At 61.9% G+C, this 25,788-nt stretch carries 27 protein-coding genes and 1 pseudogene; 6 read left to right on the top strand and 22 right to left on the bottom strand.

The genetic code is table 11. The features are described 5' to 3' along the window. From groEL to QZY01_RS02310, 4 genes are all read right to left on the bottom strand, one after another. Positions 1–926: chaperonin GroEL (gene groEL, locus QZY01_RS02325; RefSeq protein WP_294532835.1), on the bottom strand; the 926-nt coding region annotated here is incomplete at its 3' end. A 47-nt stretch (positions 927–973) separates the two neighbouring features. Then, positions 974–1,261 (bottom strand): co-chaperone GroES, encoded by a 288-nt coding sequence (gene groES / locus QZY01_RS02320; protein WP_294532833.1) that lies wholly within the window; start codon positions 1,259–1,261, stop codon positions 974–976. An 81-nt stretch (positions 1,262–1,342) separates the two neighbouring features. Beyond that, a complete protein-coding gene (locus QZY01_RS02315; RefSeq protein WP_294532831.1) occupies positions 1,343–1,825 on the bottom strand; it encodes a phasin family protein in 483 nt (160 codons plus the stop codon). 136 nt (positions 1,826–1,961) lie between these two features. Next, positions 1,962–2,618, bottom strand: a complete 657-nt coding sequence (locus QZY01_RS02310) for an acetoacetate decarboxylase family protein (RefSeq protein WP_294532829.1) — start codon at positions 2,616–2,618, stop codon at positions 1,962–1,964. A 107-nt stretch (positions 2,619–2,725) separates the two neighbouring features. On the opposite strand from QZY01_RS02310, the gene QZY01_RS02305 reads away from it, so the two are divergent. Beyond that, on the top strand, positions 2,726–3,097 hold the full coding sequence (locus tag QZY01_RS02305; RefSeq protein WP_294532826.1) for an amidohydrolase family protein: 372 nt from the start codon (positions 2,726–2,728) through the stop codon (positions 3,095–3,097). A 275-nt stretch (positions 3,098–3,372) separates the two neighbouring features. Here the strand turns inward: QZY01_RS02305 and QZY01_RS02300 are convergent, their stop codons facing one another. After that, positions 3,373–5,598 carry an ATP-dependent RecD-like DNA helicase gene (locus tag QZY01_RS02300; RefSeq protein WP_294532825.1) on the bottom strand — a complete coding sequence of 742 codons (2,226 nt, stop codon included), beginning with the start codon at positions 5,596–5,598 and terminating at the stop codon, positions 3,373–3,375. A gap of 191 nt (positions 5,599–5,789) precedes the next feature. Here QZY01_RS02300 and QZY01_RS02295 point away from each other — a divergent pair, with 191 nt between their 5' ends. Continuing rightward, positions 5,790–6,059 carry a DUF2312 domain-containing protein gene (locus QZY01_RS02295; protein ID WP_294532822.1) on the top strand — a complete coding sequence of 90 codons (270 nt, stop codon included), beginning with the start codon at positions 5,790–5,792 and terminating at the stop codon, positions 6,057–6,059. Positions 6,060–6,239: 180 nt separating this feature from the next. Here QZY01_RS02295 and QZY01_RS02290 read toward each other — a convergent pair whose 3' ends face one another. The 11 genes from QZY01_RS02290 to QZY01_RS02240 all read right to left on the bottom strand — a co-directional run bounded on the left by QZY01_RS02290 (position 6,240) and on the right by QZY01_RS02240 (position 17,723). Next, entirely contained in the window at positions 6,240–6,755 is a 516-nt protein-coding gene (locus tag QZY01_RS02290) for a DUF2726 domain-containing protein (protein ID WP_294532820.1), read from the bottom strand. 14 nt (positions 6,756–6,769) lie between these two features. Continuing rightward, positions 6,770–9,127, bottom strand: a complete 2,358-nt coding sequence (locus tag QZY01_RS02285) for a TraM recognition domain-containing protein (RefSeq protein ID WP_294532817.1) — start codon at positions 9,125–9,127, stop codon at positions 6,770–6,772. A 26-nt stretch (positions 9,128–9,153) separates the two neighbouring features. Beyond that, a complete protein-coding gene (locus QZY01_RS02280; RefSeq protein WP_294532814.1) occupies positions 9,154–9,561 on the bottom strand; it encodes a hypothetical protein in 408 nt (135 codons plus the stop codon). Between the two features lie 63 nt (positions 9,562–9,624). Next, positions 9,625–10,761, bottom strand: coding sequence for a hypothetical protein (locus QZY01_RS02275; protein WP_294532811.1), 1,137 nt, complete (start codon positions 10,759–10,761; stop codon positions 9,625–9,627). Then, a complete protein-coding gene (locus QZY01_RS02270; protein WP_294532808.1) occupies positions 10,758–11,261 on the bottom strand; it encodes a lytic transglycosylase domain-containing protein in 504 nt (167 codons plus the stop codon). The genes QZY01_RS02275 and QZY01_RS02270 overlap by 4 nt, the downstream gene beginning before the upstream one ends. Beyond that, positions 11,258–11,668, bottom strand: coding sequence for a hypothetical protein (locus tag QZY01_RS02265; protein ID WP_294532807.1), 411 nt, complete (start codon positions 11,666–11,668; stop codon positions 11,258–11,260). Before QZY01_RS02265 ends, QZY01_RS02270 begins: the two co-directional genes overlap by 4 nt. Then, on the bottom strand, positions 11,665–11,913 hold the full coding sequence (gene icmT, locus QZY01_RS02260) for an IcmT/TraK family protein (protein WP_294532805.1): 249 nt from the start codon (positions 11,911–11,913) through the stop codon (positions 11,665–11,667). Before icmT ends, QZY01_RS02265 begins: the two co-directional genes overlap by 4 nt. A 12-nt stretch (positions 11,914–11,925) precedes the next feature. Further along, positions 11,926–13,098, bottom strand: a complete 1,173-nt coding sequence (locus QZY01_RS02255) for an ATPase, T2SS/T4P/T4SS family (RefSeq protein WP_294532802.1) — start codon at positions 13,096–13,098, stop codon at positions 11,926–11,928. A gap of 4 nt (positions 13,099–13,102) precedes the next feature. After that, a complete protein-coding gene (locus QZY01_RS02250) occupies positions 13,103–14,107 on the bottom strand; it encodes a type IV secretory system conjugative DNA transfer family protein (RefSeq protein ID WP_294532800.1) in 1,005 nt (334 codons plus the stop codon). Positions 14,108–14,144: 37 nt separating this feature from the next. Further along, positions 14,145–14,624, bottom strand: coding sequence for a DotD/TraH family lipoprotein (locus tag QZY01_RS02245; protein ID WP_294532798.1), 480 nt, complete (start codon positions 14,622–14,624; stop codon positions 14,145–14,147). 102 nt (positions 14,625–14,726) lie between these two features. Next, positions 14,727–17,723, bottom strand: coding sequence for an ATP-binding protein (locus tag QZY01_RS02240; protein WP_294532796.1), 2,997 nt, complete (start codon positions 17,721–17,723; stop codon positions 14,727–14,729). Here QZY01_RS02240 and QZY01_RS02235 point away from each other — a divergent pair. Further along, positions 17,691–18,401, top strand: a complete 711-nt coding sequence (locus QZY01_RS02235; RefSeq protein WP_294532795.1) for a hypothetical protein — start codon at positions 17,691–17,693, stop codon at positions 18,399–18,401. The genes QZY01_RS02240 and QZY01_RS02235 overlap by 33 nt on opposite strands. Here QZY01_RS02235 and QZY01_RS02230 read toward each other — a convergent pair. Both QZY01_RS02230 and QZY01_RS02225 read right to left on the bottom strand, forming a co-directional pair. Then, on the bottom strand, positions 18,367–18,786 hold the full coding sequence (locus QZY01_RS02230) for a hypothetical protein (RefSeq protein WP_294532793.1): 420 nt from the start codon (positions 18,784–18,786) through the stop codon (positions 18,367–18,369). The genes QZY01_RS02235 and QZY01_RS02230 overlap by 35 nt on opposite strands. 95 nt (positions 18,787–18,881) lie before the next feature. Beyond that, positions 18,882–19,418, bottom strand: coding sequence for a hypothetical protein (locus QZY01_RS02225; protein WP_294532791.1), 537 nt, complete (start codon positions 19,416–19,418; stop codon positions 18,882–18,884). A 291-nt stretch (positions 19,419–19,709) separates the two neighbouring features. On the opposite strand from QZY01_RS02225, the gene QZY01_RS02220 reads away from it, so the two are divergent. After that, positions 19,710–20,849 carry a hypothetical protein gene (locus tag QZY01_RS02220; protein ID WP_294532789.1) on the top strand — a complete coding sequence of 380 codons (1,140 nt, stop codon included), beginning with the start codon at positions 19,710–19,712 and terminating at the stop codon, positions 20,847–20,849. Positions 20,850–20,952: 103 nt separating this feature from the next. Here the strand turns inward: QZY01_RS02220 and QZY01_RS02215 are convergent, their stop codons facing one another. Genes QZY01_RS02215 through QZY01_RS02205 form a run of 3 tightly spaced genes read right to left on the bottom strand, consistent with a single transcriptional unit; the run spans position 20,953 to position 23,785 of the window. Further along, positions 20,953–22,215, bottom strand: coding sequence for a DotG/IcmE/VirB10 family protein (locus tag QZY01_RS02215; protein WP_294532788.1), 1,263 nt, complete (start codon positions 22,213–22,215; stop codon positions 20,953–20,955). Between the two features lie 3 nt (positions 22,216–22,218). Continuing rightward, positions 22,219–23,142 (bottom strand): DotH/IcmK family type IV secretion protein, encoded by a 924-nt coding sequence (locus QZY01_RS02210; protein WP_294532786.1) that lies wholly within the window; start codon positions 23,140–23,142, stop codon positions 22,219–22,221. A gap of 13 nt (positions 23,143–23,155) precedes the next feature. Beyond that, positions 23,156–23,785, bottom strand: coding sequence for a DotI/IcmL/TraM family protein (locus tag QZY01_RS02205; RefSeq protein WP_294532783.1), 630 nt, complete (start codon positions 23,783–23,785; stop codon positions 23,156–23,158). 208 nt (positions 23,786–23,993) lie between these two features. On the opposite strand from QZY01_RS02205, the pseudogene QZY01_RS02200 reads away from it, so the two are divergent. Together QZY01_RS02200 and QZY01_RS02195 are read left to right on the top strand one after the other, a co-directional pair. Continuing rightward, positions 23,994–24,248 (top strand): annotated as a pseudogene (locus QZY01_RS02200) (BrnT family toxin); the annotation flags it as partial. Next, complete coding sequence (locus QZY01_RS02195) at positions 24,223–24,477, top strand: BrnA antitoxin family protein (RefSeq protein WP_294532780.1); 255 nt, start codon at positions 24,223–24,225, stop codon at positions 24,475–24,477. The pseudogene QZY01_RS02200 and the gene QZY01_RS02195, both read left to right, overlap by 26 nt. Positions 24,478–24,605: 128 nt before the next feature. Here the strand turns inward: QZY01_RS02195 and QZY01_RS02190 are convergent, their stop codons facing one another. Beyond that, positions 24,606–25,781 (bottom strand): hypothetical protein, encoded by a 1,176-nt coding sequence (locus QZY01_RS02190; protein ID WP_294532777.1) that lies wholly within the window; start codon positions 25,779–25,781, stop codon positions 24,606–24,608. Positions 25,782–25,788 lie beyond the last annotated feature (7 nt).

Here is a 25,788-nt window from a genome sequence, read left to right as displayed (position 1 = left end):
AGCTTGATGCCGATATCTTCGGAAATGACCTGGCCATTCGTCAGGATGGCGACGTCCTCGAGCATGGCCTTGCGGCGGTCGCCGAAGCCCGGCGCCTTGACGGCGGCGATTTTCAGGCCGCCGCGCAGCTTGTTGACGACGAGCGTCGCCAGGACCTCGCCCTCGACATCCTCCGAGACGATCACCAGCGGCTTGCCGGTCTGGACGACGGCTTCGAGCACCGGCAGGATCGCCTGCAGCGAAGACAATTTCTTTTCGTGAATAAGGATGTAGGGCTCGTCGAACTCGGCGATCATCTTCTCGGCGTTGGTGACGAAATAGGGCGAGAGATAGCCGCGGTCGAACTGCATGCCCTCGACGACGTCGAGTTCGGTATCGAGGCTTTTCGCCTCTTCCACGGTGATGACGCCTTCGTTGCCGACTTTTTGCATCGCCTTGGCGATCATGTCGCCGATCGATTTGTCGCCGTTCGCCGATATGGCGCCAACCTGGGCGATCTCGTCGTTCGAGGTGACCTTCTTCGAATTCTTCTTGAGATCGACGACAACGGCTTCGACGGCCAGATCGATGCCGCGCTTGAGATCCATCGGGTTGAGACCGGCGGCGACCGCCTTGGCGCCTTCGCGCGCAATGGCCGCGGCGAGGACGGTGGCCGTGGTGGTTCCATCGCCCGCGGCGTCATGCTGCTTGTTGGCGACTTCGCGCACGAGCTGGGCGCCGAGGTTTTCGAACCGGTCGGCGAGTTCGATCTCCTTGGCGACGGTGACGCCGTCCTTGGTGATGCGCGGCGCGCCATAGGATTTTTCGATGACGACGTTGCGGCCCTTCGGACCCAAAGTGACTTTCACTGCATTGGTGAGGATTTCGACGCCGCGCAGGATGCGATCGCGCGCGTCGGTGGAGAAACGAATGTCTTTGGCGGCCATGTTGTTTCAACTCCGAAAGAAAACAGGTGCAGGAAAAGCCGGCCGGGTCAGCCAACCACGCCGAGAATGTCGCTTTCCTTCATGATCAGCAGTTCCTGACCGTCGATCTTGACCTCGGTCCCCGACCATTTGCCGAACAGGACGCGATCGCCTGCATTCACGCCGAGCGGAACGAGATTGCCGGCCTCGTCGCGGGCGCCAGGGCCGACGGCGACGACTTCGCCTTCCTGCGGCTTTTCCTTGGCGGTGTCGGGGATGATGATGCCCCCCTTGGACTTTTCTTCGCCATCGAGGCGCCTGAGCACAACCCGGTCATGAAGGGGACGGAACGACATGTTGTTTTCCTCGATAGGGCCCCGGGGGCGCGCTTTCAGCAGGAAGGCGCGCCGGTGGCCAAAGTGTCCGCTGTTAAGCAGTCAAGATTTCTTGACGCTGTGCTGCGCCGCTTCGATCTGCTTTTTCAAGGGATCGAAAGCGGCGGTGAATACGGCGGTCGTCAATTCGGCGATACGGCGGCTATCGCTGACCGCGGTGTCTACGCCGTCCTTGATCAGCTTTTGCTGCAATGCCAAGAACTCTTGGGGGCTTTTCACGGCGGAGAGCGCCTCCAGGGCGGCGGTCAGGTTCTTGACATTGTTTGACGCAAATTCCTGATACGCATCGGTCAAATCCTTGATGGCCGCAGCAGAGCCTTTTCCGCTTTCGGCCAGAGTGTGGGAACTGTCCTTCGCGATCTTTTTCGCAGCCTCGGCGCTCCTGGACAGGGTATCGGCGCCATTTTTGGCGATCTGCTCTACGGTCGGGTTTGCCATGACTCGAAATCCTCGGTTATTGACGCCTGGTTGGGTTTTGTACCGTAACCGTCGGCGAAATGGTCGCGAGGATCGGAAAGTACTCATTTAGGATTGAATTTGGGGCGGTGTCGCGCCGCCCTCGGTCCCGGCGCCGCTCCTGTCACGCGGCTTCGCCAATCGGCTTCTTTGCGAGCGGGAACATGATCGGTCCAAGTAATGAGGGCGCCACGACGGGACCGCGTCATGGCAAGACGAGGCCCGAGTTCGCCCGCAACTGGAGTTCTGAGGCGGGTTTGGCGTCTTCGAGGCCGAGGGCGATCAAGCGTTGCGCCATCGGATGTTGGCTGTCCGAAACCTCCAGGCGCATCAAGCCGGGCAGGCAGAACTGGCCCTTGCCGCGCGTATTGACCAGCGTGCGCAGCATCATTCCCTTGTGCGCGGAGTAGAAAATCAAATACAGCAAGGGGGCTCGGACGCCAGGACCGGCCTGACATGAAAAAGTCAGGATTTTCCTTGTTTCATCGGGATAGGCGACGTCGCCGGCGAAGGCGCCATTGCGCAGGTCGAACCCGATTGGCGTCACGAATCTGGGATAACTCCAGATTTCCCGTCGGGCCGCGCAAGCTGCCGCCGTGGTGACCGGGAGGTCAATGACGTTGAAACCGACGACGCCTTTGTCCAGGCTTCCGAACAAGGAGAAGAGAGCCCACGCAGGCAGAGTGACGCCTTTTGGAGCGCATGCAATAGCGACGCCGACCTCCCGATAAGCCGCGATCGAGGTTTTCCTGTATTCGTAAAGCGAAACAACCGCTAAAGCCTTCCTGCCAAACCGAACGGGCTCCAGGCCACCCTGAATGACGGACCCGGCTTTTTGCGGATCCACCCGGAAGCACGCCATGACGTTGGAATTGTCATATTACCGAAGGGCATTTCGACGTCGCCCTCGCTGGTGGCGACGACGTTGCGCGGATATTGAAAAAAAGGGTCGTTCTGCCTGGGAACGTCATGCCGGAACTGGCGCTCAAGGCGCCTCAGGGCGTGATGCAGACGATCCGCCGCTTTTATTTCGATACGGCGTTGTCGCCTTCGCCTTACGCGCTGGCGGCGCTGCGCGAACTGGTCGACGCCGATCACATATTGTTTGGCAGCGATTTCCCCTTCGCGCCGGCTGTGGTCACCGGCATGGAGACCCGGGCGCTCGATGAGTCCGCCATTTTCGACGCGATGAGGAAAGAGAAAATCAACAGGGGCAACGCGTTGGCGCTTTTTCCGCATTTGGCCAAGGCCACGGCGGGCGAAGCACACGGGTTGGGCAGGATCAGACAGGCGTCGCATGAGGCGGCCGAATTGCTGGCAGGGAAGGTGCGCCAGCGCTGAAACCTGAAAATCACCTGGCCCAAGAAACTGGCCCAAGAAACTGGCCCAAGACTCGATCATTTTGATCGGCTTCATCACGCCGCAGGCGACACCAAGTGCGGGTGTAAAGGGTCATGCCGGCGATTCAAGCACTTGGCGAACGGCTGCTTTGTGTCAATGTTGGTGTGGCTTCGGTGGGGACGGCAAGGTCCGTTGATGGCGCATTGCTGCCGCCAATGAGGTGTCTCGTCGCGTCTATATATAGTGGGTCTTCGTCTTTGCCGGGTAGCGATGGATCAAACCACGCGCAGACTGCTTTCATTCGATTCCGGCAAACCTCGCTCGCCCACCAGCCACTCCCGAAGCTTCGTCCACCGCCGCTTCGCCCCATGGCTACGGACGGCGATCGCCAGCGCCTTGCGCTGCCCGACGATGACGACCAAGCGCTTGCCTCGGGTGACAGCCGTATAAACGAGATTCCTCGCCAGCATGGTGTAATGCTGCTTGGCCAAGGTGATCACCACTGCGGGATATTCCGAGCCCTGCGACTTGTGGATCGTCGTCGCGTAGGCTGGGACGAGCGCGTCGAGTTCGCCGAACGGATATTCGACCTCGCGCCCTTCGAAATCGACGATCAGAACTCCGTCAGTTTGGTCGATGCGCTTGACCCTGCCGAGATCGCCGTTGAACACCTCGCGGTCGTAGTCGTTTTCGGTCTGCATGACCTTGTCGCCGGGAGCGAAGGCCGAGCCGAAACGCTCGATTTTCAGGGCCATGTTCGGATTGAGCGCGTTCTGGAGATCGACGTTGAGCGCACGCGCGCCGAGGGCTCCACGCTGCATCGGGCACAGCACCTGAATGTCGCGGACCGGATCGAGGCCGAAGCGCCGGGGAATTCTGTCGCGTACGATCTGGACCACCTTGGCCGCGCCATCCTCGGGATCGTCGGCCTCGACGAAAAAAAAGTCGGAATCCTCGCCCGCCCTGGTCCACTCCGGCATTTCGCCCTGATTGATGCGATGCGCGTTGACGACGATCCGACTTTCAGCGGCTTGCCGGAAAACTTCGGTCAGCCGTGCGACCGGGATGGCGCCGGAATTGATGATGTCGGCGAGAACCTGGCCGGGACCGACGGATGGAAGCTGGTCGACGTCGCCGACCAAAAGCAACGCCGCCTTGGAGGGAATGGCCTTCACCAGCGCGAACATCAGGGAGGTGTCGAGCATGCTGGTCTCGTCGATGACGAGGAGATCGCATTCAAGCCGGTATTCGGTGTTGCGTTTGAAGCCGCCGTTTTTCGGGTCGGTCTCAAGCAGCCGGTGGATGGTCTTCGCCTCGATGCCGGTCTGCTCGGCCATGCGCTTGGCGGCGCGGCCGGTGGGCGCCGCGAGCAGGATTTTCGTGCCCTTGGCCGCGACGATGCGCAGGATGGCGTCGAGCAGGGTCGTTTTGCCGACGCCGGGACCGCCGGTGACGACCGCAACCTTTGACCGCAGGACCGTCGCGATCACGGCGCGCTGCGACGGCGCCAGCGTCTTGGCAGTCTTTTTTTCGACCCAAGGAATTGCCTTGTCGGCGTCGATCGCCGGCCATGGCGGCTCGCTCCGCCCCAACGCGAGCAGACGTTCGGCGATCCCGCGCTCGCTGAGATACAGCCCCCGCAGGAAGACGCAGGGTCGCCCTTCGATTGTATCCGCCATGACCTCGCCGCCAGCAATCTCATGGGTCAGGGCCACGCCGACGATGCCGGCGTCGACTTCGAGCAGGGTCGTTGCGAGCTTGATGAGCTCCTCCACAGGCAGAGCGCAATGGCCCTCGTCGGTGGCTTCCTGCAACGCGAAGGAGATGCCGGCCCGCACCCTCTGCGGCGCCTCGCGCGTCATGCCGAGTTTCATGGCGATGGCGTCCGCCGTCCGAAACCCGATGCCGCGGATGTCGCGCGCGAGCCGGTAGGGGTCCTCGGTCATCACCTGGATCGCGTCATATCCATAGGTTTTGAAGATGCGGACCGCGCGCGACGTGCCAACTCCATTGGAGTGCAGGAAGAGCATGACGTCGCGGATGGCCTTCTGCTCGGCCCAGCCGGCGGCGATTTTCGCCGCACGGAATTCGCCGATACCGGATACATCCCTGAGCTTCTCCGGGTTGGCTTCAATGATTTCAAACGTGGCCGCGCCGAAGACGGAGACGATCCGCTCCGCGAGCTTCGGGCCGATGCCGCGCACCATCCCGGAACCCAGATATTTCTCGATGCCTTCGGGCGTTGTCGGCGGCGTGGTCTTGAGGAAATCCGCCTTGAATTGAAGACCGTGGGTTCGGTCCGTGATCCAGACACCCACCGCGTGGATAAACTCGCCGGCCGAGATCGACGCCACGTGGCCGACGACCGGCACGAGGTCGCGCTGGCCCCGAGCTTTCGCCTTCAGGACGACGAAGCCGCTGTCCTCGTTGTGGAACGTCACCCGCTCGACCGAGCCGACGAGCGTGTCTCTCGGCGGCGTTGCGTCGGAGGATGGCTTCACGGGAATTGACCGAAATCGGGATGACCAGCGATCAGTGTACCACGAGCTTCCGAAGAGCAACCATTCCCAGGACTTCAACGAGACCGAAGCACGCAGGATTCGGGGTTCTCCACAGCTTGGGTGATCGGGTTAACATCTTGGTGACCTTTTCGGCCCTAGCCTCTGATTGCGCCAACCAAGGGAGGTCATGTATGACAGACGTCGTGGGTATTGCAGGTGACCGGATTCGCTCAATCGTCAAGCGCATCGAGCACATAGAGGAAGAAATCAAGGCACTGAACGAGGGCAAGAAGGAAGTTTTCCAGGAAGCCAAGGGCGAAGGCTTCGACCTTAAAGTTATCAAGGAAATCATCCGCCTGCGTAAGCAGGACAAGGACGAAAGAGATGAGCATGAGTCGCTGCTCGATCTATATCTCAGCGCTATGGCGTCTCCTGAGACCGAACGATCGAAGGCCGCATAGAATTTAGGCTGTCAATCAGCGCGAGGGCGCTCGCGCTGATCGGCGTCCAAACCAAGTTTCGGGTCCTGGCGCAATGCTGCCGCCGCCACGCGAGCACTCTCGCCGCCTTTATATCAGCGGGTGGTGTTTATCTTTGCCGGATAGGCGCGGATCAAACCACCCAACACCAACATTCGCATTTCAGTTTCCCTTCACGTTCAAATTCGGCGCCAGACCCAGGCCGGCCGCCTGGAGCTTCTTCACCAATTCGCCTTCACCGTATGAAAACCGCGCCTTAACGCGCACCAGGGACAATCCAGCCTCAGCGCAGACGCGATCGACCAGAGCGTCGCGCCGCCGCCGGTCCGCTGCCTCGTGCGAGCGGTCGTCGACCTCGATGACCATCACGGGATCCAATGTCGTCCGATGGCAGATCACGAAATCGACGCTCTTGCCGAACACCTGGCTCAATGATTTCCAACGAGCCCTCCGATTTCCAGCGGCCTCGACGCCGATAAGATCAGCCAGACGGACCTGGACGAAGACACGATAACGCGCGCCAACAACGCGATCGAGCTTCCCGAGAAATTCCTTCTCGTTCTGGCTCAAAAACCGCCCACGGCAATATCGAACCGAGCCAGAACCGCCGTAGATGAACTCCAGGCACGCCGCCCCCAAAAAGGCGACGAAAACCAAAAAGACCATCCCTTCAGTCATATCTGGACTCCAAATCACGGCGTCAGGCTAGCGGATCGAGCGACTGGATGTTCTTCCGCATATTCGTTCAGCACCCCATTCAGCTCTCGATCGGCGGCGACGAATTCGCTCCGAAGAATTATTACATCCTCCTTCCCCACCGGCGCGCCCGGCGCGCGGAATCCACCAGCCTTCGCCGCCGCCACAAGCCTGCGAGCCCCCTCGCGCCCGGCTTCAACATCGCCGTCCATGATCGCCTCGACAGCCCCCAGCCTGTTGATCGTCTCCAGATCCGCCGCCTCGATCAGCTCGTCGCCGCCTCGCGGTTCGGCATATCCTCTCTCGTTCGACGTCCTTTCGAACATCGCGGCAAAAATCGTTTCGAACGATTCGTTCGGCGCCGGCGCTTCTTTCGCCCGCTCTCCGACCGCCTGCAGCGCCCCGGCGATACATGCCTCAGCGCTCCGTCCCGCGACCGCCGAACGCGCAAAAGCCTGTATCATCGCATCCAAAGCCGGCGACCGCTCGGCTCGACGGCTGTCGGACGCGAGACCTCTTTCAATTCGGCCAACGAGCGCATCGACCTTCGCCGCATTCGCCTTGATCTTTTTCACATCCGGCGCCGGTAAAGCGAGGCAGCGATTCAACCGCATCGGTCCCTTCACCTTCACGTCTGAATGGAACAGCTTTGCGTGAATACGGCGACCGCCAAAAAGCACGATCGCCTCGCCTTCGATCAACCCTTGCAAATCACGCCAATCGATCCGCGAAGTTTCCCTGAGCTCGGCCGACCGGCCACTCGCGAATTCACCGAAATCATCGGCCTGGAAATTCGAGACCTGCGAGACTGTCGTCCGGCCCGCCGTCCCTTCAATCCATTCTCGCGTGCGGTTCGCATCCTGCAGGCGCATGGCGACCGTCAAATTGGCGTTGCCGAGAAGCGACGCCGTTTTCTCGCCCAGGCGCGCCCAGATGCCCGAAACCTCCTGAAGACCAAGCCAGAACATGAAATTCAGGCCACGCCCCATGGCCAGCATGCGGTCCATGCCCGATGTCGCGTAGCTGGCGACCTCATCGAGGACGACATGAAAAGGCGCGGCTCCCATGCCGGGCTTGTTGGCGACGATCGCGTCATAGTCGCCTTCGAGCCGCGACCCAAGCATCTGCGCCATCATGCCGCGCAGCGATGCGACCACGATCTTGCCGAGCGCGGCAAGCCTGTCGTCCGAGCTTTCGAGCGCCGGCAAGTTCACCACGAGAATCCGCCGGTTCAAGACCACATCGCGCATGTCCACTTCGGACTGCTGCACCTTGAAAATGTGGCCAAGCGAGACGCCCAAAAGCTCGAACGTGCGCGTAAAATAAAAAACCGCGAAACCGTGCTGCTTCGACGGCTCCTCGGTTTTTTGCTTGTTCCAATCCAACGCCATGTCATAGGCCGGCAATTCGCCGAGGTAGGCGCGTAGCGGGTAGATGACGTCCTCGGGAATGTCCGACACGTCGATGTCCAGCGAGTGACCCGTAGCTGGATCGCGCACCTCGAACAGCTTCTTGACCGCGATTTTCCAGATGCAGCGCAGTTCAAAACTGAAACGAATCGTCTCGATATTGAGCGACACGCCCTTGTTGTCCCGCATCCAGACCAGCACCGGCGCCATGGTGCCGACCAACGCGACCGCGCGGTCGCGAAACACCTGGTTTGAGTCTCCCGAGACCGTCTCGCCCAACTGGCTCGAAAGCATTTCGCCAATGGCGTCGGCGTTGCCGACCGCGAAGGGGTTAAAGGTGTTCGATTCCTTTTCGCCCGACGCGGTCATGAAGTTGAGGCACAGAACGTCATCCTCTCGCCCAAACCGCCGCGCCAAGGCGAGCACTTCGCCAAAGAGCTTATTGTCGGCCTTGCCGTCGACCAGCACAAAGCCGCTTCCATGCGCCAGCGCATTGGTCAAAAACCCGACGAGCGCGGTCGTCTTGCCCGCGCCCGTCGTTCCGGGAACCGTCGCATGCTGCCGTCCGTCGTCGGACGAGAGCCAAAGCTCCCGGCCTTTAAGATCGCGTCCAAGATAAATCGTCCCAGCCGCGCGCCTCGGCCGGCGGTCGGCTGGCGACGGATAATTATAATCCTTCATCCGTGCGCTCATCGGCAGGCGCAAAGGCAACGTCACATGCTGGCTGAGGACGATCGCGGCATAAATCACCGAGGCCGGAACAAGGAGATTGACGAGCGCGGGTTCGATCGCCATGGCGACGCCGGCGACGCCCAGCACCAGGCCCGACGCCTCGCTCAGCAAGAATTCCGAGAGCCTGGCCGTCAGAGGCCGCACGTCGCGGCGAAGGCGGCCGCTCGAAACCTCGAACCGATCCTGCGGCCCCACAATTTCACGCTCAAGCACGTTCGTTCCTCCTCTGGTCCCGCGCCTCAGCGAAGACCAAAGGCGGCAGTCCCGCGACTATGGACTCTGGCAGTGCCCTGAGGTGCTTCGGCCTCCACCGCCGGATTCTCAGGACCCGCTCCGTCGACGGCGACCGGCGGCGGCAAACGCGGATGCGGGGCCAACGCCGACACGAGCTCAGCCCGATTGTCCCTGCCCTCACTCAACCGATGGACAAAGCTCGCGCCAACGACCGCCATGGAAACCAGGGCCAAAACCCCAAAGGATTTTGCGACCCATCTGCTTTTTCCCGTCGGCTCGCTGGAGAATCGGGGCGCATTCGGATCGCCGCTCGTCCACGCCGTCCAATCGGGCCGCGACGGCGCGGCAAGCGAAACATGAAAGTGCAACTCCACCTTCACACTCGGCTCGTTCGTCTCAAATTCATTGCTCATGCACATCCTCCGGGATTGGAGCTTCACGATCCGATTGAAAGGCGCGAATTCCAGACGTCGAAATCATCCTCGCAGCCCAATTTTCAGCGCCATCACCGCGCAAGAAAATTCCGGCGCGGCCAAGGCGCGCCCCGCGCCTCTTTCCGCCTCCCAGTGGCTGCGCGCGCCGATCGCTTCAACCCTCGGACAAGGGTGCGGGTGATCGCGCCGCCCCTCGCTCTCGAAACCGAGCGAATGAAGCGCAAACCACAATTCTCGGTCGACGAGTTTCAGGAACGCGAATTGCGCGGGCGCCAGAGCGCCGGCGCGCGCCCGCGCCTCGCACAGGACCGTCATCAAACCCGTCGTCGTGTAAAAATGACGCGCCATGCCATCGAGCGCTTTCCGCACGATCGCGGCGTCATTCAGAACGCGATCGGCAAGCTCGATGATCTCCTTCGAGAAACAGAGCGGGTTTTCCGGTCCAGCCACGCCATCGCGCTTGTTGAAAGGAAGCGAGGACGACAACAGCCCGAGAAGCTCCAACGCTTCCTCGCGTTCGCATTCCCCGTGCAGCGCAAACACCGCCAGCATGCACTTCACGGCCCCCGACGCAGCCTTTACGCCTCGCCAGGGCTCGCCAAGCTGCCGGACAAGCGCCTCGCGCGCCTTCAGCTCATCGAACGCGCCTTCCTTCCCGTCAGCCCAGAGGGCAACCCATTCCGCTGGCCGCAACGCCGGATCTCCAGGACGCGGATTTTTGTCCCGCACGCCCGCAAGCCCGAGCTTCCTGCCGACAGTCCACGAAATGAAAGGAAAACTCGTGGCCTGCTCGCGCATCAGGCCTTCGAGATCGAGCCGCCGCGAAAAGCGCCGATTGCCCGCCCGCGCGAAGCACACAAGCCCGAGAAGCCCCACGATCCCGACGGCCGGATACAGAAAAAACGCGCCAATGTTCCGATACAGCCGGACGAGTTGATCGAACCGCACCAGTTCCCGATTGGCTTTCAGCACCTGGGAGTCGGCAAGCTGGAAGCGATCCGACAGATAACCGATCGCCTGCATTTCCCAATGGGCGAGCCACATCGCAATCGTGCTGATTTCGCCATGATAGACTTGCCACGACGACCAGAGAAGAAAACCCGCGCCCACGATAATGATGACCAAAAAAATCGCGGACGATTCGCCGCCGCGAGCGGAATATCCGGGTTGCGGCGTCATGGCGCCGGCCTCTCTAGCCCCGCGATCGCCCGCTGGCGCAGCCGCATCGCGTGCTCGCGCAGATTCTTGAGATAGATGAGCTTGTACTTGGTGTTATGGGAATGATAGATCGCCACTCCTTCCCAAAAATTGCCCGGCGCTTCGTCCAGCGCCTGCCTCAAAATCCAGGCGCCGGCCTCGACATTGGCGCAAAAATTATCCCGCAACGCCAGATACGCCGCATCCTTCGACGCCTTCCAGCGTTGCGCGATCTTGTCGACCCATATCTCGTTGACCTGCATCGGCCCAATGTCGACCGTTTTATTGCTGTTTGGGCTCACCGCGCCCAGGCGTCCACGCTCGACGTCCAGCAGCAAGACCAAGACGCCGGCGGGAACGCTATGCGCCTCCGCCGCCGCCTTGAGGCACGCTTCGATCATCAGTTCGTCCGCGCTCGCGGGCCGGACCAGCATGATGGCGGTCGCAACCGCCGCGCCGAGAAGAGCCGCGCGCCGCATCATGCCGGCGCCCTCCGCGCCAGCGCCCTGGCGGACGCCTCGTCAAACACCCGAGCCAAGTCAAGAACCATGATCCCGCGCGGTGTCGAAGCCTGCGCCAGCGCCTCCATGGTCGAAAGCAACACTTCCGAGAATGTAGTCGCCGTGATCGATTCGACGCGCCAGGAAAACAGCGCATCGAAATCGCGCTTCAGCTTGAGCCCAAAGCCCTCGCCAAAAGCGTCCAGCGCAAGCGCTTCGCCTGACGACAGAAACACCGGCAAAAGTCCATCCGGCGCGGCCGCCGCATCCGGCGGCACCACAACCATTTCGCCGCCGGCCCTGTCCTCGAGCACCACGTCTCGCCCCGCGTCTTCAAGCAGCTGACGCACGACTCTCGCCACATAGGCGACATCGAGCTCCTTGCTCACGCGAACCTCCGGCGCTTCCACGCGGGAACCGCCGGCCGGAACGGGCCGACAAGGAGGCGGCGAACCATTCGGATCGTGGCGGGAACGGTCATGCCGGCCCAGCTGATCACCGAGAAAAAGACGACGCCGGTCAGAGCGATATAGAAGGTGGTCCACGACCAGTAGACGACGAAGACGAGGACCGGGAGACATGCTCGCGCATCGAGCACCCACACTTTGACCGGCTTTCCAGTATCGCGCCACATGCCTCGCCCTTCCTATTCGATTTCCCGCCGAACCATTTCGGCGGCTTCCTCATCGATCCGGCCCTCTTTGAGCGCGATCTCGATCGTTCTCGCATAGGGCTGACCGGTACGCTCAAGCGCTTCAATCGTGATTTGCGGCCAATCGTCGGCGCTGGCCGTCGCGAGACGCCGCCGAAACTCCGCGTCGCAAACCAGAAACTCGCGCAGAGGCGTCCACCGCCCTTCGGGCGTCGGCACAAGCCTTTGATTGATCACCAACCGAAGCGCCTGCGCCAAGGCGATCATCTGATCCTTCATCTGATCGGGCGGCAGCAGGCTCGCGACGCGCTGCATCGTCAGCGAAATGGTTTCCGCGTGGAGCGTCGTTTGCGTCGCGTGACCGGAAATCGCCGCGTGAATCGTCGCGCGCATATGCTCCGGCTTGCGGCACTCGCCAACGATGATGTCGGTCGGCTGGCGACGCATTGCGCCTTCCATAAAGGCATCAAAACTCGGCAAATTGCGGGGTATTTCGCTTTGCGTGATCGTGCTGGTCGGGCTGCGCACGCGATCGAGCAGAAACTCTATCGGCTCGGCGCATTCGATGATGTTGTGATGCCCATGCGGATCCATGAGCTTCGCCATGGTCATGCCGCCGATCAGCGTCGATTTGCCCGACCCCGTCGCGCCCGACACGATCATCAGGCCTTTGCTCATGCGAAAATTCGCCAAAATGCCGGGCTCGAGATTCTGCTTTTCGAGCGGCGGCGGAAGGTCCTTGACCGGACGAATGACCGCATGAACGCCAGTCCCCTGGCTCGTGACCGACGGCGTGATATTGACGCGGAACCGCAAGACCTCCTTTCGCGGCACGCCGATCACATACATCACGTTGATGTCCTGACCGCTTTGCAGCCGCGCCATCCCGTCGGCGCCATAGAGATGATTGACGATTCCCGCCGCGTCTCTCTCATCGAGAGGCAGCCGCGAAGTGACCTTGTAATTCTTGCCAAAACGCCGGAACGCCGCCGGTTGAAACGTGGCGAACTGGATCTGCTCCGCGCCAAGCCGATGGACATGGCTCATGAAGCTGTCGAGCCCCGGCGCGTCGCGCCGGCTGTCGACCACCCAGCGCGCGCCATTGTCCGACCATTCGATCGATTCAGCGTGATCGACCGCCTTGGGTTCATCCGCGAGCGCACGCATGGGGTTACTTCGGGCAATCGCGAGAGCCACGCGACCAGGGCGATCCGTTCGCTCTCAAACCCGGTTGAGCCGTGATCCGCGCAATACGATCGCCACCGCGCAACTCGGCGCCGCCACCGTCAGCGGCCTTTTCGTTGAGGACAACACGTGGGTTCTCGACGAGGCCCTTCTTCAGCAGCACGCGGTAACGCGCCATCCCGACGATGTCGCGTTGAAGCCGGCCGAGATCGGATAGAAAGATGTCGACCGCCTGCTTTTCGCCACGGCCCCAGCCTTCCGCGACAAACTTGTTCCAATACTGAGCTTCCTGCTCCGTTCTCGGAAGTACGGCATCCGCCGGTTGCTTCGGCCAGCCCCAATCCCGAACGAGATAGGCCCGCCAGTTCGGCGGCGCCGACGCAAAGCGCGCCGCGCGGGTGATCGAATAGACGCACGCTGTCTCGCGCGCGACCTGGCCTTGTTCGGACAAGGCGAACGCCATCTGCGCTTCGGACACGATCGGCGGGACCATAAGAATTTGACTGCCAGGATGGTGAAGCACCACGGCGTTGAATTCATAAACGCGGTCGAGATTGTCCTCGTACCTGCGCAGCATTTCATTGATAGCGAAGGCGCGCGCCGCGAGGCCGCCCTTCGCGCCATAGGTCAGGCCAGCGTCGCGCAACGTCTCCTCGCGACCCGGTTCGAGCGGCGGCGCGCCCGGAATTCCGACAACGCCACCCGGACGCGCGGACTGAAGCGCCTCGAGCGACGGCGGACGCTCGCCGCCCACCGCCTGGGGATCCACCAAGGCGCCGGTCACAGGCTTGTTCAACCCGTTGCCCAGCTCACGCGCCCTGCGATCGACTTCGTCCGGAGATGGGGCGGGCGGGACAGGCATGAGGATGACGCCATCCGGTCGCGGCGGGGTGGGCGCCGGCGACTCCTGAAGAAAAGCCGCAGCCGGGTCCGGTGCTGGCGCCGGGGCGGCCACATCGGCGGCGAACGAAGCGCCCGAGAGCGCGGCCAAAATTGCGGCGGCCGCGCCACCGTTAAGAAGACGACGCTTAGCCAAGATAGACGACCTCCACCAGATGATGCTGCGAGTCGAGACGCACGCCCGCCTGCGATCCGGCTTGCTCGCCGAGCATGCGAAACAGGTCGTAGACGCGGCGCGGCGCGGGATCGATCGACACCTGGACGCGCGGCGTGAAGGGCGAGGCGCCCTTGATTTCGACCGCGTAGCCGACAAGCTTCGCCAATTCCCGGATCGCGTCATCGAGAGAACCGTTCCACTGAAAAGACACCTGGCGATCGAGCTCGCCCGGAACGACGGTCGGCCGATCCGACGCGGCGACTTCCGGTCCCATTTTGCCGATGCGCGCCATTTCCCGACCGACATCGCTCATGCTCTCTTGCAACTCGCGTTCGGCGTTCGGCATGCCGGGCGTCGCCACTGTCGTTGGAATCGGCGTCACCGAAGCGCAGCCGGCGAGGCTCAATGCCGCCAGCGCGACCAAGACCGGTGTTGAAACTCTTTGCCTCATCGTCAATGGCTCCCTCGTCACCACCAACTTCGGCGGCGATGGCGCGAAGTCGAAACGCGTTTTTGAAAAAATGCGGAGCGGTTCAACCCGCTCCTCGGCGACCTATTGCGTGGCGGCCAGCAGCTCCGCGCCGTCTCGCTCATAGGGTCTGAGCTTCAGCGCCACCCCGCGGCCGTCGATCAGTTCGGCCGCCAGATCGTCGACCACGCCCGCTTGCGCCGCCGCTTCCATCGCTCCCGCCTTCAGACGATCGGCCTTGCGGCGTTCGATTTCCTTCAACGACGACCCTTTCGGGAACACCGCCGCCAGCCGGCGAAGCGCTTCCTCGAAGCCCAGGGCTGTGTAAAGACGATTGCGCAACGCGCTGTCGCCGGGCGTCGTCGAATGCGCCCACAGTTCCGCCGGGCCAAGCTGGTTGACCAGCACCTGTTCGTATTTGGCGTTGTCCACATGAAGGACGAACAGAAACGGCGCGCCGTTCGGGCCTGGCCCATGGAGCCCGTGCCGAACGACCTGAGACGCGCCTTCTGACAAATTGAACCGCTCGATCACCTGCTCGGCTTCTTTTTCGTCACCGACGCGCAGGATGAAGCGCCCGGTCGATTGCGCGAGAATCGAATCGCCCATGTCGCCGAGCCGTTGGCTCGAAAAGCCGAGTTGGACATTGTGTTTGCGGCCCTCGCGCGCATCGAGCTCCGCTTGCGCCTGCACAAGCGCGCTGCCCTTGGTTCGATGCCATTCGTCGTAATCGAGACGCTTCACCGATTCATAGACTTCCTGAAACCGCTTCGCGTGATAGGGCCGGACGAATTCGGGCACGTAGCGGAGATAGTCCGGCTTGAGAAAGAAGTTTCGAGCCAGGATGTGACGGCCGAGGAGATACATGATCTCGGTTTGCCGATTCGCCGCCGCCGAGCCGGTCGGCGCCACTTCCTGCAGGTCGAGCACGATGATCCGCGCCGATCCGAAGTCCAGTTTCGTGGGCTGGTTGAGCGTCGGAAAGCGCCGAATGGCGTCACGAATGTAGCGGTCGAAAAGCTGCGACGCCGTCTCGGCGGTCAGATCGATCTTCAACGATTCGAACAGATCGACCACCTGTTCGGAGCGCGCGGCGACAATCAGATCCTCAAGCACCGGCACCGCATGCCGTTGCGCGATTTCCGCCAGGCGATATTGACCGCATTCGCAAAGCGCCGTCACGACGTCACGCCAGATCGGATATTCGGAATGGATTTGTATGTCGTGATTAGCGATCGCGGCGTCGACGAGCGGCTCGACCCCGCGCACATATCGTTTCGGCGTGCCCCCCGGAACGTCCTTGCATCGCCGATAGGCTTCATCGACGACGAGCTTGATCATCTGCGTCACACCCTCGAACGGCTTCGACGTGTCGGCCGGAAGGGTCAGTAGCGACAGAAAGGTCTCCAGAAAGGCGCGTTCGAGCGGAAGGGGATCCTCGCAGCCGACTTGCAGGTCGAACACATTGAACTCATAGCCGGCCGCGAACTGCATCATGACATAAATCGCTTCGTGCTCGCGCTCCGGTCCAAGTTTTTCCCGGATCAGCCGCACAAATCCTTCGGCGGATGGGCCAATGTCGAGCTTGCCGATCATCGGAAGTTTTGGATTGGCGCCGCCGAGCACGGCGGACGACAGGCACAGACCGAGATTGATGGTGTTGGCGATCACGGACTTGCCCGAGCCCGGCGGCGCCACGAACACATCGATCACCACGGGCCGCTTCGACCCGCCCGCCGGATCGTAGGGCCAGATGGCGCCGGACGGCAGCCGGAACAGCACGCTTCCCTCGCTCCACGGCGAAATCGTGTGATTCCATGGCAGCATGGGAAGCGCCTCGCCAAGAAGCGCCAGAGACGGGTTTCCGGTCGAGGCGAGGGCGATGCCGGGGACCGTGCCCATCACGCCGTCGAGGGGATCGCCGGCGATGCGCGCCGACTTGCACCCACCCCAACCCTCGATCCTTTGCGCCAGCGTGGAGGCGCGCCGCCGCAAGGCGCGCGTTTCGCCGGCCTTGGCCCAGGTCGCGAACGACGCGCGCAGCTTGACCGAAATGTGATTGCTTTCTTCCCGCGCCGCGCGCAAAGCGGCAAAACCGCGCTGCAAATCCCGGTTCTGCGGAAAGATGGCCAGAAACGACGCGCCGACTTCCTTTAGCGCCATTCCCGTCTGGCCGCCGCCTTCGAGAATGAAACAGCATCGCCACGGCACTCGGTCCTGGCCCAGCGTCGAGGCCAGTTCAACGAAGGGCCTCGGATCCTCCGGGCCAATCATCAAGTCGACCGGCGCATATTCGTAAGCGCCAAGCTCGACCGCCTGACCGCCGATCGTCACCGCATCCTCGTGAAAAAACTGACTGCGCAACGACGGCCACAACAAGCCCTCCCTGGACGGCTTTTTGACGTCGTCGTCCGGCATCCGCGCCATGACCTTGTCGCCGATCAAGGTCGGCTTCCAGGCCGAGCCCGCCGTCTCGCGGTACATGGCTTCCCGCGCCAGAATCAGCGCTTCCCGCGCGCTCATCTCGGTCGCATTGACATCGATGCCTCGCAACGCCTGAGACACGCGGCTCACGAAGCCGTCGTGATGCGCCGCCATCAGTTCGGAGCGCATGAAAAACCGCTGCGCGTCGCCGATCGAAGGACATTCCCGCGCGGCTGAAGCGCGTTCCTCCTTCATCTGCTTGACTTCTTCCTTGGTGAGGACCGCGCGCCGCGTCCACAAAATCAGGCAGGACGCTTCCCAGCGCATGGTCTTCGACCACAACCTGGCGCGCTCATCGAGCAGATCGCCGAGATCGAGCCCGAGTTCCTTGCCGACCTTGCGGCACGAGGCGAGGCTGACGCGTTCGATTTCCCACTCAGCCATTTCGGGGTCGGAAAGATACCAGCCGACGATCGCGTGACCTTTGTTTTCAAGCGTCCCGGACAATTCGACGCGCAAGGCTTCGGCTAGACGCTCGATGTCTTTTCGCGTCGCTATCCGCTTCATTCCGCCGACGCGGATGAAGCTCAAATAGTCGCCCTGTTTCGTCACCAAGGCGTCGCCATGCGTCGTCTCGACGTCGAAATAACCCGCCAACGGCTGCTTCAACGCCAACGAAATGCCTGCCAAAAAACGAGAGATTGCATCCACGGCCAATCCTCCAAAACGTCAAGAAACAGTTTGCGCCGCCGGCCTCGCGATTCGGCCAAGCGGCATCAGCCGCACGCCATGAAGCCGCCGCGCCCGTTCCGCATAGGTGTTCGCGTTCACTCGCAGGAGCGCCTGCGCCAAGGCTTTCGGCGAGGACGATCCAAGTCGCGCCTCGACTTCATCGACCCGACCTCGCAACGCTGCGATTGCGGCCAAAGCCTCGCGAGTTTCGACAGGGATAAATTCGTCGCCGATCGCCGGACGCCCTACTCCCGCCAAATGCTGCATGCCGTGTTTCACAAGCCGGCGATGACACTCGTGAACGATCGCGATCAACGCCGCCTGCGTCAGCTCAGGGAGCCAGATCAGCACCGCCTCTCCATCGATGTTCGGGCGATCGAGATGCCTCACCAGATGACAAAAGGGACAGGCGCCATCTTCATCCAAAAACGAAAAAAGCTCCCGTGGTTTTGCCGGGGCAGCGCAAAACCGACAGGAGCCTTCGCCGGCGCCGCCATTTTTCCGAATGCTGGCCGACTCCGTCGGCCGACGAACGGAAAGAACGAGCGGCGCCATTTTGGTCATGGTCTTACGGGAAGCTCACGGCGCCCGCGGTGCTGCTGATCGACGCGGCCGAGCCGGTCGCGGTCTGGGCAGCCTTGTTGATCCACGCGCCGCCGGTGACGAGCAGACCGCAGAGAACGAGGCCGGCGAGGCCACGGGCGACCTGACCGCCTTCGCGGTTTTCCGGCTGGCGGGACTGCCAGAGGGCCCATGCGCCGAAGACGAAGGTGATCAGCGCGCCGACATACATCGCGGTGGAGGCGACGAAACCGCCCGTGGTGGACGCTTCCTGCGACATCGTCTGCATCTGCGCGCCGATGGTGCCGCCGGCGGCCTGGGCGAACGCGGCATGGGCCGAGACGACGGCGAGGCCGGCGCCGGCGATCGCGCGACGAGCGAGGCGAGCGACAGGTTTCCTGATATTGAGAACGAAAGGCTTGTCCAATTTATGACTCCTGATTTTGTAAGGCGAGGAAGTCCCTGTTGTCCCCCTCGCCGATGACTGTCGCAGCGACCGGCGCGAAGTTGATTTGGAAAAATTCAGGTGGTCTGAAAAATTTGTGTGAGCCAGGTTGTGACCGTCAGGATGTTCATGAGCATCACCCCGAAGGCGAATTGCACGAAGCAACCGCCCTGGGTCCGGTTGTTCTGCCCATTGACGATTCCTCGCCAGGCGATCGTTGCGAAGAGGCACGCCATGGCGCCAAAGCTCTGGAAAAACCCTTGAAACAAAGCCACGACGTTCACGATGGCGTCGCCGGGCCCACTTCCGAGCACAGTGCCGACAGTCGGCGGCGTATAGCTCGTCAATGACCCGATCGAGACCTGAAGACCCGTCCCCGCGCTCCCGTTGGCCAATGTGAGCACGCGGTCGAAGCTCGCGAAGGCGCCCGAGAGAATGAGGGACACGAGCGGGATCCATGGCCGCCCGCGAAACGGATTTGTCGGGTCGGTCTGCATCCAGAAGCCCCAGGCGGCGAACAGGAAGCAGAAAAGCGCCATCAAATAGCAAATCGTCGGTATGAAAACCGCGATCGCATTCCCGATGTCGCCGGCAAAATTGACCAATCCCTGCATGGACGTTCTCCGTTATTGAATGACGCCCCCGGCGGTCACGACCACCCACGTCTGCCCACGCTGCTCAATCTTGCTGACGCGGCCCCACCCTGGGACGGTTGCGCCAGGCGTAACCTCCAGCGGCGGCTCGTTGCCGCCTGTCCCGAGCATGGCGAGGCTCGGCGACGCCGCCTGAACCCGATAAGGCCGCTTCTCACCCAGGCTCTCGACCGACGCCGCCGGTCCCGTCTTCATGACGACCCGCGCCGGGACGCGCGATTCGATCGGATTCGCCACGGCCAAGGACTGGAAATGACGCGCATCCTGCGCCTTTGCCGCCGCATCGAGCTCCTTGCCCGATTCGGCCAGGGCCATTCGCCGCTGGAGATCGGCGTATCGCTCCTCCGTTCCCGACGACAGTTTTGCCTGCGCGCTTTGGAGCCTGTTCACCTGATCGTTGAGATGGGCGACGAGCGCCGCCAGTTGCGTCACGCGTTCAAGAAGCGCGGTTTCCGTCCGCAATGCCTCGACACGATCTTGCGGGCTTGGCGCCGGTTCCTTCACGGTCGCAACTTGGGTTCGAAACGCATCGACCTGCTCACCCGGCTTGGCGTCGACCATGCCGACTTCCGCCACGCTTCGCGGGCGCTGCGCTTCGACGGCCGGCTTCGCCACCATCTTTTCCGGCAGATTAGCGTTCGGTTTCTCCGCAACCGTCGGCGCCGAAGCTCCTTTCTGTACCCCATCATCGACGCGCGCCGCCTTATCCTCGGCCGGCTTTGGACCGGCGCCCTTCGCCGCCGACGGATCGTCCCGCTGTCCGAGCGCCAGTATTTCCTTCAACGGATCGCCGCTTTTCGACGGGAGCTCCGGCGCCGGACTGATCTCGGGCTTGGGCACGGACGCCAGAGACGCCGCCGGCGCCAACAACGGCTGCGCCGCCATTCCCTGCTCCGCGACCACGGGCTTTTTCGGGCTCGAGGGCCACAACGCCACTCCCGCCATGACAACCGCGACCGCCCCGGCCGCAATGCCGCCAAGCAACACGCGCTGATCGATCTTCCTTTTGCCGCCGGCCTTGGCGTCGCCCTCGCTCTCGATCGCTCCGTCGCTGCCTTCTTCTTCCGAAGGCCCTTCGACCGCGCCGTGATCGACCGCTTTCGGCGACTCTTCATCCTGACCGTCAACGCCGGCGACTTCTCCTTCCGACTTCGACGTTTTCCGCCGAGCGAGCGCGCCGCGAAAGTTCGCCAGCACGCCTTCGAAAACATCGGCCGCGCCACGATTTTTCTCTTCGCGGCCCTCATCCTCGGCGAGCGTGACTTCCGGCGCACTCTCGCCCGGAAGGCCGAACGGCGCGTCGCCATCGACTGGAATTCCATGGTCGCCATCCTCTCGGTCGAGGCGCTGGCGGACATTCCTATGCACATTCATAACAAGCTCCATCGGTAGGAGCTCACAGCATGCCAAGCATTGGCGCGAAGAAATGCAGCAAAAAACCGGCAGCCTCACGACCGCCGGTTTTCGCTCTCACGTTCGTCCCGATGCGAACGGGTTACTTTTCGACGACGTTTTCGAGAAACATGACGCCCACACCGATGTTCGCGTCGAGATGAATTGTCGGCCCCTTTGGGGTCGACTGAGTGAACTCATGGCCGACAGCTTGAGCCGCCGCGCCGGCGCCGATCCACGCCTGTTGAGCCACGGTCATCGGCCCGATCGCCGAAGTCATCCCGCCATAGGGTGAGACGGTTGTCGCCGTGTTGCTCATCGCCGCCGCTTGTCCAAGGCCCTGAATGAACGCCGCCGCCGCCGGCAAAGCGAAGCGCTCGATGTAATGCTGGTCGATGTTCGACGCGACCGAGGTTTCCATCGACTCGGGCGCGATAACCAAGGCCGCCACGTCAAGCGACTCACCACGATGCTCGACTCTCGAGATACGCACGACGAGCCGGTCATTGCCGGATTTCGCGAACGTGCCGATCATCCGATCGCCCGTGAGCGGCCCGGTGTCGGCTTCAAGCACAATCGGGCCGCCCGAATCCGAATTCACGGAAAGAACCGTATGCGCGTAGATGCGGCGACCGGCGGGAACGAGCACCTTGCCTCTATTCGGCGCGGCGGCGGTCGAAACCGCCTCGCGTTCGTTTTGAATACGCGCCGCCGCTTCCGCTCGATCTTCCGACACATGCTCCGGCAACACCACGATCGTGCGCGGCGCCTGAATGTCATATTGCGCCATCGTGTTCTCATAGGCCCTGCGTTGCTCCGCCGTCAGGCCGACATCGGGGACTGTATCCTGGGTCGTCATCGCAACCCGCTGAACCTTTGCCTCCTCCTCAAATATGGCGTTGTCCGCAGTTCGCGGCGCGGGCTTCTCCGGCGGGGTGTATTTAGGCGCCTCCGGCACAACGATCCGGATCGGCGCCACCGCCGGCTGATCCGCGACGGCGGGCTTCTCCAGTCCAGCTTCATGCACGGGCAATAGCTGCGAGCCCGGCATCGACGGCGTGTAGGATTTGGCCTGCGCCTCCGCCTTATCCGCTTCCGCATCCGCGTGCTTTTTCCGCAACGCTTCCTGTGCCGGCGTGCTTTTCAATCCGCCCGGCAGAAGGTTCATCGGCGCCATTTTGGCTACCTGCGAATCGGTATTGTTCTTCTCGTGCCGAATCGACAACGCGACGACCAAACCGACCATCGCAACGACGGAAACGACGATTGCGACAAGGCGCGTCGGGCCGCCTTTGCCGGCGTTACTTAGAAACCCTCGCTTGAGCCGGCGAGGGGGATTTGACTTCACGGGCTGCGGATTGGTCATTTTTCAAGGCTCCGAAAGCGAGGCCGAGACAGTCGAGCCATTCTTCGAAAGAAGAACGACCGGCGTCGACGGCAGCGAATAGACGGTAACGCCCCCCTCGGCCGCCTCCGAGGCGAACCATTCGGGCGAGACCAGTTGATAGACCGTGCGAATGACGACGCGCTCGCCGACCTTCCACGCCCTGAGATCGTCCGGGCTCACGCCCGCGACATTCAGAGGCACGGCATCGGCGGGCGGCGCGCCCTGAAGCATCGACGTGAGGAAGGGCGAGGCCGTGTCGGGGGCAGCCGGAGGGGCGACGGGGCCGCGCGCGTTCGGGCCGCGTTTCCCGACATGGACCGTGAGATCGGCGTCATAGACCCCGCCGCCGCTCACGAGCAGAAACGAAATCGGCTTTGGCGCGCCTTTGAGATTGACCACCAAGCCGCCGCGCGGCTCGATCGACGCCGGCGAAATCTGCAAGACATTGCTGCCAACGGTCGGTGTGCAGACATAAAAACCCACCGTCGCCACGCCCGGACCGCCTCCGCCAGCGGGCGTCTGGCTGCAGGTCGACCCCCCTCCCCCGCCGGCCGGATTGGTATTGGTGTTCCATTCAATCGGCCAGGGTTCGCCCGTGTCGTCGAAAAACGAGATCGCCGTCGGATAGCCCTTGACCAGCCGAATGATCGGCGTCGTCTGGCCAGGCGTGAAGCCAACATTGACGCGCGTCGCCTGCGGCGCGGCCTGTTGCGTGTTGACCTCCTCCTGCGCGCGGCGCGTGTCGCCGACGCGCCTGCCGAGATCGCGGATCATGTCAGGGGTCAGTGGAATGCCGTCTTCCGCTTTCCCCGGATGTCCCGCCGCATTGGCGGTCTGCTGCGCGAGCGCGCTCAGGGGCGCAATCAGCCCCCCGCAAAGGGACAGGCAAAGAACAATCGCTCTCATATTTGGTCGCTTTCTAAAGGGCTTTGGCCACAAGCTGATCGACCACGAGCCCTTCGGAGTGGTCCTCGGCGTTGGTGCGCTTGATCAGGGCGGTCAGCAGCATTTTCTGCGAATTGGCTTCCTGCGAGTTCTGACAGGTCTGGACCACGGGAACCTGCACCCGATAGGCCAGCGCGCCGCCCTCGAATAGGGTTTCGGTGACGATCGCCGCGCGCTGTTGCTGCGCGAAGCAAAGCAACATTCCCTTCTTCATGGCTTCGTAATTGCCGCTGGAAATGTAGCTTGAGGCAAATGACTGCCAGCCCTTTGACGAGAATTTACGACCTGCCCGGTTCAATTGCTCGGCATAATCGTGATAATTGACGTTATAAGGCGCAAGAATGGCCGTGACCGTCCAGTTGAGCAGTTGCGTGTCGTCCATGATCGGACTGTCAACGGGCTTCACCTCCTTGGGAGGATTCTTCACGTCGACAATGAAATATTTCGGGGTCGGCGGATTCGCCCAAAGATAGGCGTCGTGCGCGACGAAGGCGGTGAGAAGGGCGCAAAGCCCCATCACGAGAGCAAGACTCTTGTTGACGAGCCCCGCCTGAAAGTCGGGATCGGATAGTTTTCGCATGATCGCAGCGCTCTGGTTGTCCATGCTTCAACCCTCGGCGCCGATGGCGCGAACTCGAATAAGTTTTGTGAACTATCCTGAAAACTGCGGGTAACGCAGTTTGGGGGAGTGGCGGACCCGAGGCGGGCGCGCCAATTGTATTGACAATTGCATATGCAAAACGATATGCATTTAACTGTGGGGACCAATGGAATTCGACGGCTTTAATTAGGACAGTGGCAATCGCGACAAATGCCAAAAACATGGCGTCCCGCTTGCCAAGATCGAAAGCCTGTTTGGAGGCGCGCCACTCGTCGGGCCAGACGTCAATCATTCGAACGTGGAACAACGATTCCGCGCCGTGGGCGTCACAGCGCTAGGCCGCAATCTGTTTGTCGTTTTCACCTTGAGGCGAAAAAGCGCCGACATTTTGATTCGGCCCCTGAGCGCCCGTTACATGCACAAGAAGGAGGTTGAAGCCCATGAAAAAGAAATTCCCGGAATTTAAGACGGATGCCGAAGCCGAAGAATTTGTCGCAACGGCGGACCTCGGCGAATTCGATTTTTCAGACATGAAGCCCATGCGGTTCGAACTGCGGCGCAAGGACAAATCCGTCAGCCTGCGCTTGCCCGAACAGCTTCTTGACGAAGTGCGAACCACGGCGAGGCGAGCCGGAATGCCCTATCAGCGTTTCATTCGCATGGCGATCGAGCGCGCCTTGCACGAGACGAAATAGAAGGCGCGCGGCCCTGCCGATGAAGAACCCGGCGCATCCTGGCGAAATGATTGGCGGCCGCCTGGAGGAGATGGTCGTGTCGATCGATGCTTGAGCCAGAAAATGCTGTTTTTTATTGACTTTCTCTTTCAGGCGATACCGAACCGCGCCGCGCATTCCCGCTCCTGCCGCTTGTTCCTGAATTTCCGACGCTGGAATTCGCGGCATGTGTTGCGCGGGCCACCGCGCAGGCGCGAATACCAGAAATAGTGGTTCGTACCTTCGCACTTGCGCCACTGAAGCGCCCATAGCGCGATATGGGCCGCCGCGCGGGACTCGATCTCATCGTCGCCGATGTCAGGAAGCGCTCGGATCGAACGATCGCGAATCGCCTGGACGCGGGACAATTGATCGGCGACCGCCTTTTCGCTGAATTCGATGCCAAATTCCGCGCTCATTCGCGCCGCCGCCGCCGCATTGCTCAATCCGGCGAACGCCAGATACGAGCACCTCTTGCTCCGTTCCGGATTCCACTTGTCTTGCTGCTTCGGCCGCGGTTGCAGGGTCGAGGGGAGGTTTTTAATCGGACCAGCGATGACATCGGCCACCGGCGCCGGCAACCAAAAGATCCGGGTCGCCGCGCAGGCTTCAACCGAACGCTCCCGCAGTTCCGAAAGCTTTCTGGGCTCAAGACCCAGCCACTTGCGTTTGTAATAAAGACTGCCCTTCGATCGCCCAATCGCCGCGGCTATCGACTTCGTCGCCACATTCTCTATCCAGAGAGCGATAAAACGGCGCACGTCGTCGATCGACCATCCGCGCGGGCCTGGCTTGCGCATCGGCCGGTCATGCGGAGGAGGCAGATCGAGCGCCGCCGCGCGCTCCTCCACGGCCTGCGGCGTCAGTCCGAGAAAAGCGGCAATCGCGGCGACGCCAAGGCCGCGATGCGCCATTCCGCGGAACAGGTGATCCAGCAAGATGTTTTGAAGCACCGCGTCGATCGAATGCTCGAGAGCGCCACTTTGTGGGTGCTGCGTCTGGAATGATTGGACAAAAGGTTGAACGGTCATAGGGAGCCCCGTATTGGAACGAGGGCACCGTGTTACGGCACAGCGTAACAGGCAAGTGTTACGGTGCAGCGTAACACCAAAAAAATGCGTCCCTTTTGACCAAAGCGCCATTTTCTCATGGTGCAGTGATGTTTTTGCCACAGCGCGGGCCTCCATTTCAGGAGGCTCAAGCGGGATCTGGACGAACGCGGTATTATAGCGACAGCGCTCGACGATCGGATGACCGACCCACGGACTGACAGCGGTTGGGGCCACACGCTTT

The organism is uncultured Rhodoblastus sp. (assembly GCF_903903185.1).
In the GTDB taxonomy this organism is placed as follows: domain Bacteria; phylum Pseudomonadota; class Alphaproteobacteria; order Rhizobiales; family Beijerinckiaceae; genus Rhodoblastus.
Note: the sequence above shows the minus strand (reverse complement) of the source record. Positions and strands in the feature narration are given on the sequence as shown.

Bases quoted from the DNA above. Each gene is read 5' to 3' on its own strand.
- groES (WP_294532833.1), bottom strand. From the start codon at position 1,261: ATGTCGTTCCGTCCCCTTCATGACCGGGTTGTGCTCAGGCGCCTCGAT.
- QZY01_RS02315 (WP_294532831.1), bottom strand. From the start codon at position 1,825: ATGAGTACTTTCCGATCCTCGCGACCATTTCGCCGACGGTTACGGTAC.
- QZY01_RS02310 (WP_294532829.1), bottom strand. From the start codon at position 2,618: ATGGCGTGCTTCCGGGTGGATCCGCAAAAAGCCGGGTCCGTCATTCAG.
- QZY01_RS02305 (WP_294532826.1), top strand. From the start codon at position 2,726: ATGCCGGAACTGGCGCTCAAGGCGCCTCAGGGCGTGATGCAGACGATC.
- QZY01_RS02295 (WP_294532822.1), top strand. From the start codon at position 5,790: ATGACAGACGTCGTGGGTATTGCAGGTGACCGGATTCGCTCAATCGTC.
- QZY01_RS02290 (WP_294532820.1), bottom strand. From the start codon at position 6,755: ATGACTGAAGGGATGGTCTTTTTGGTTTTCGTCGCCTTTTTGGGGGCG.
- QZY01_RS02280 (WP_294532814.1), bottom strand. From the start codon at position 9,561: ATGAGCAATGAATTTGAGACGAACGAGCCGAGTGTGAAGGTGGAGTTG.
- QZY01_RS02275 (WP_294532811.1), bottom strand. From the start codon at position 10,761: ATGACGCCGCAACCCGGATATTCCGCTCGCGGCGGCGAATCGTCCGCG.
- QZY01_RS02270 (WP_294532808.1), bottom strand. From the start codon at position 11,261: ATGATGCGGCGCGCGGCTCTTCTCGGCGCGGCGGTTGCGACCGCCATC.
- icmT (WP_294532805.1), bottom strand. From the start codon at position 11,913: ATGTGGCGCGATACTGGAAAGCCGGTCAAAGTGTGGGTGCTCGATGCG.
- QZY01_RS02255 (WP_294532802.1), bottom strand. From the start codon at position 13,098: ATGCGTGCGCTCGCGGATGAACCCAAGGCGGTCGATCACGCTGAATCG.
- QZY01_RS02245 (WP_294532798.1), bottom strand. From the start codon at position 14,624: ATGAGGCAAAGAGTTTCAACACCGGTCTTGGTCGCGCTGGCGGCATTG.
- QZY01_RS02235 (WP_294532795.1), top strand. From the start codon at position 17,691: ATGCGTCGTCTCGACGTCGAAATAACCCGCCAACGGCTGCTTCAACGC.
- QZY01_RS02225 (WP_294532791.1), bottom strand. From the start codon at position 19,418: ATGCAGGGATTGGTCAATTTTGCCGGCGACATCGGGAATGCGATCGCG.
- QZY01_RS02220 (WP_294532789.1), top strand. From the start codon at position 19,710: ATGACGCGCATCCTGCGCCTTTGCCGCCGCATCGAGCTCCTTGCCCGA.
- QZY01_RS02215 (WP_294532788.1), bottom strand. From the start codon at position 22,215: ATGACCAATCCGCAGCCCGTGAAGTCAAATCCCCCTCGCCGGCTCAAG.
- QZY01_RS02210 (WP_294532786.1), bottom strand. From the start codon at position 23,142: ATGAGAGCGATTGTTCTTTGCCTGTCCCTTTGCGGGGGGCTGATTGCG.
- QZY01_RS02205 (WP_294532783.1), bottom strand. From the start codon at position 23,785: ATGGACAACCAGAGCGCTGCGATCATGCGAAAACTATCCGATCCCGAC.
- QZY01_RS02195 (WP_294532780.1), top strand. From the start codon at position 24,223: ATGAAAAAGAAATTCCCGGAATTTAAGACGGATGCCGAAGCCGAAGAA.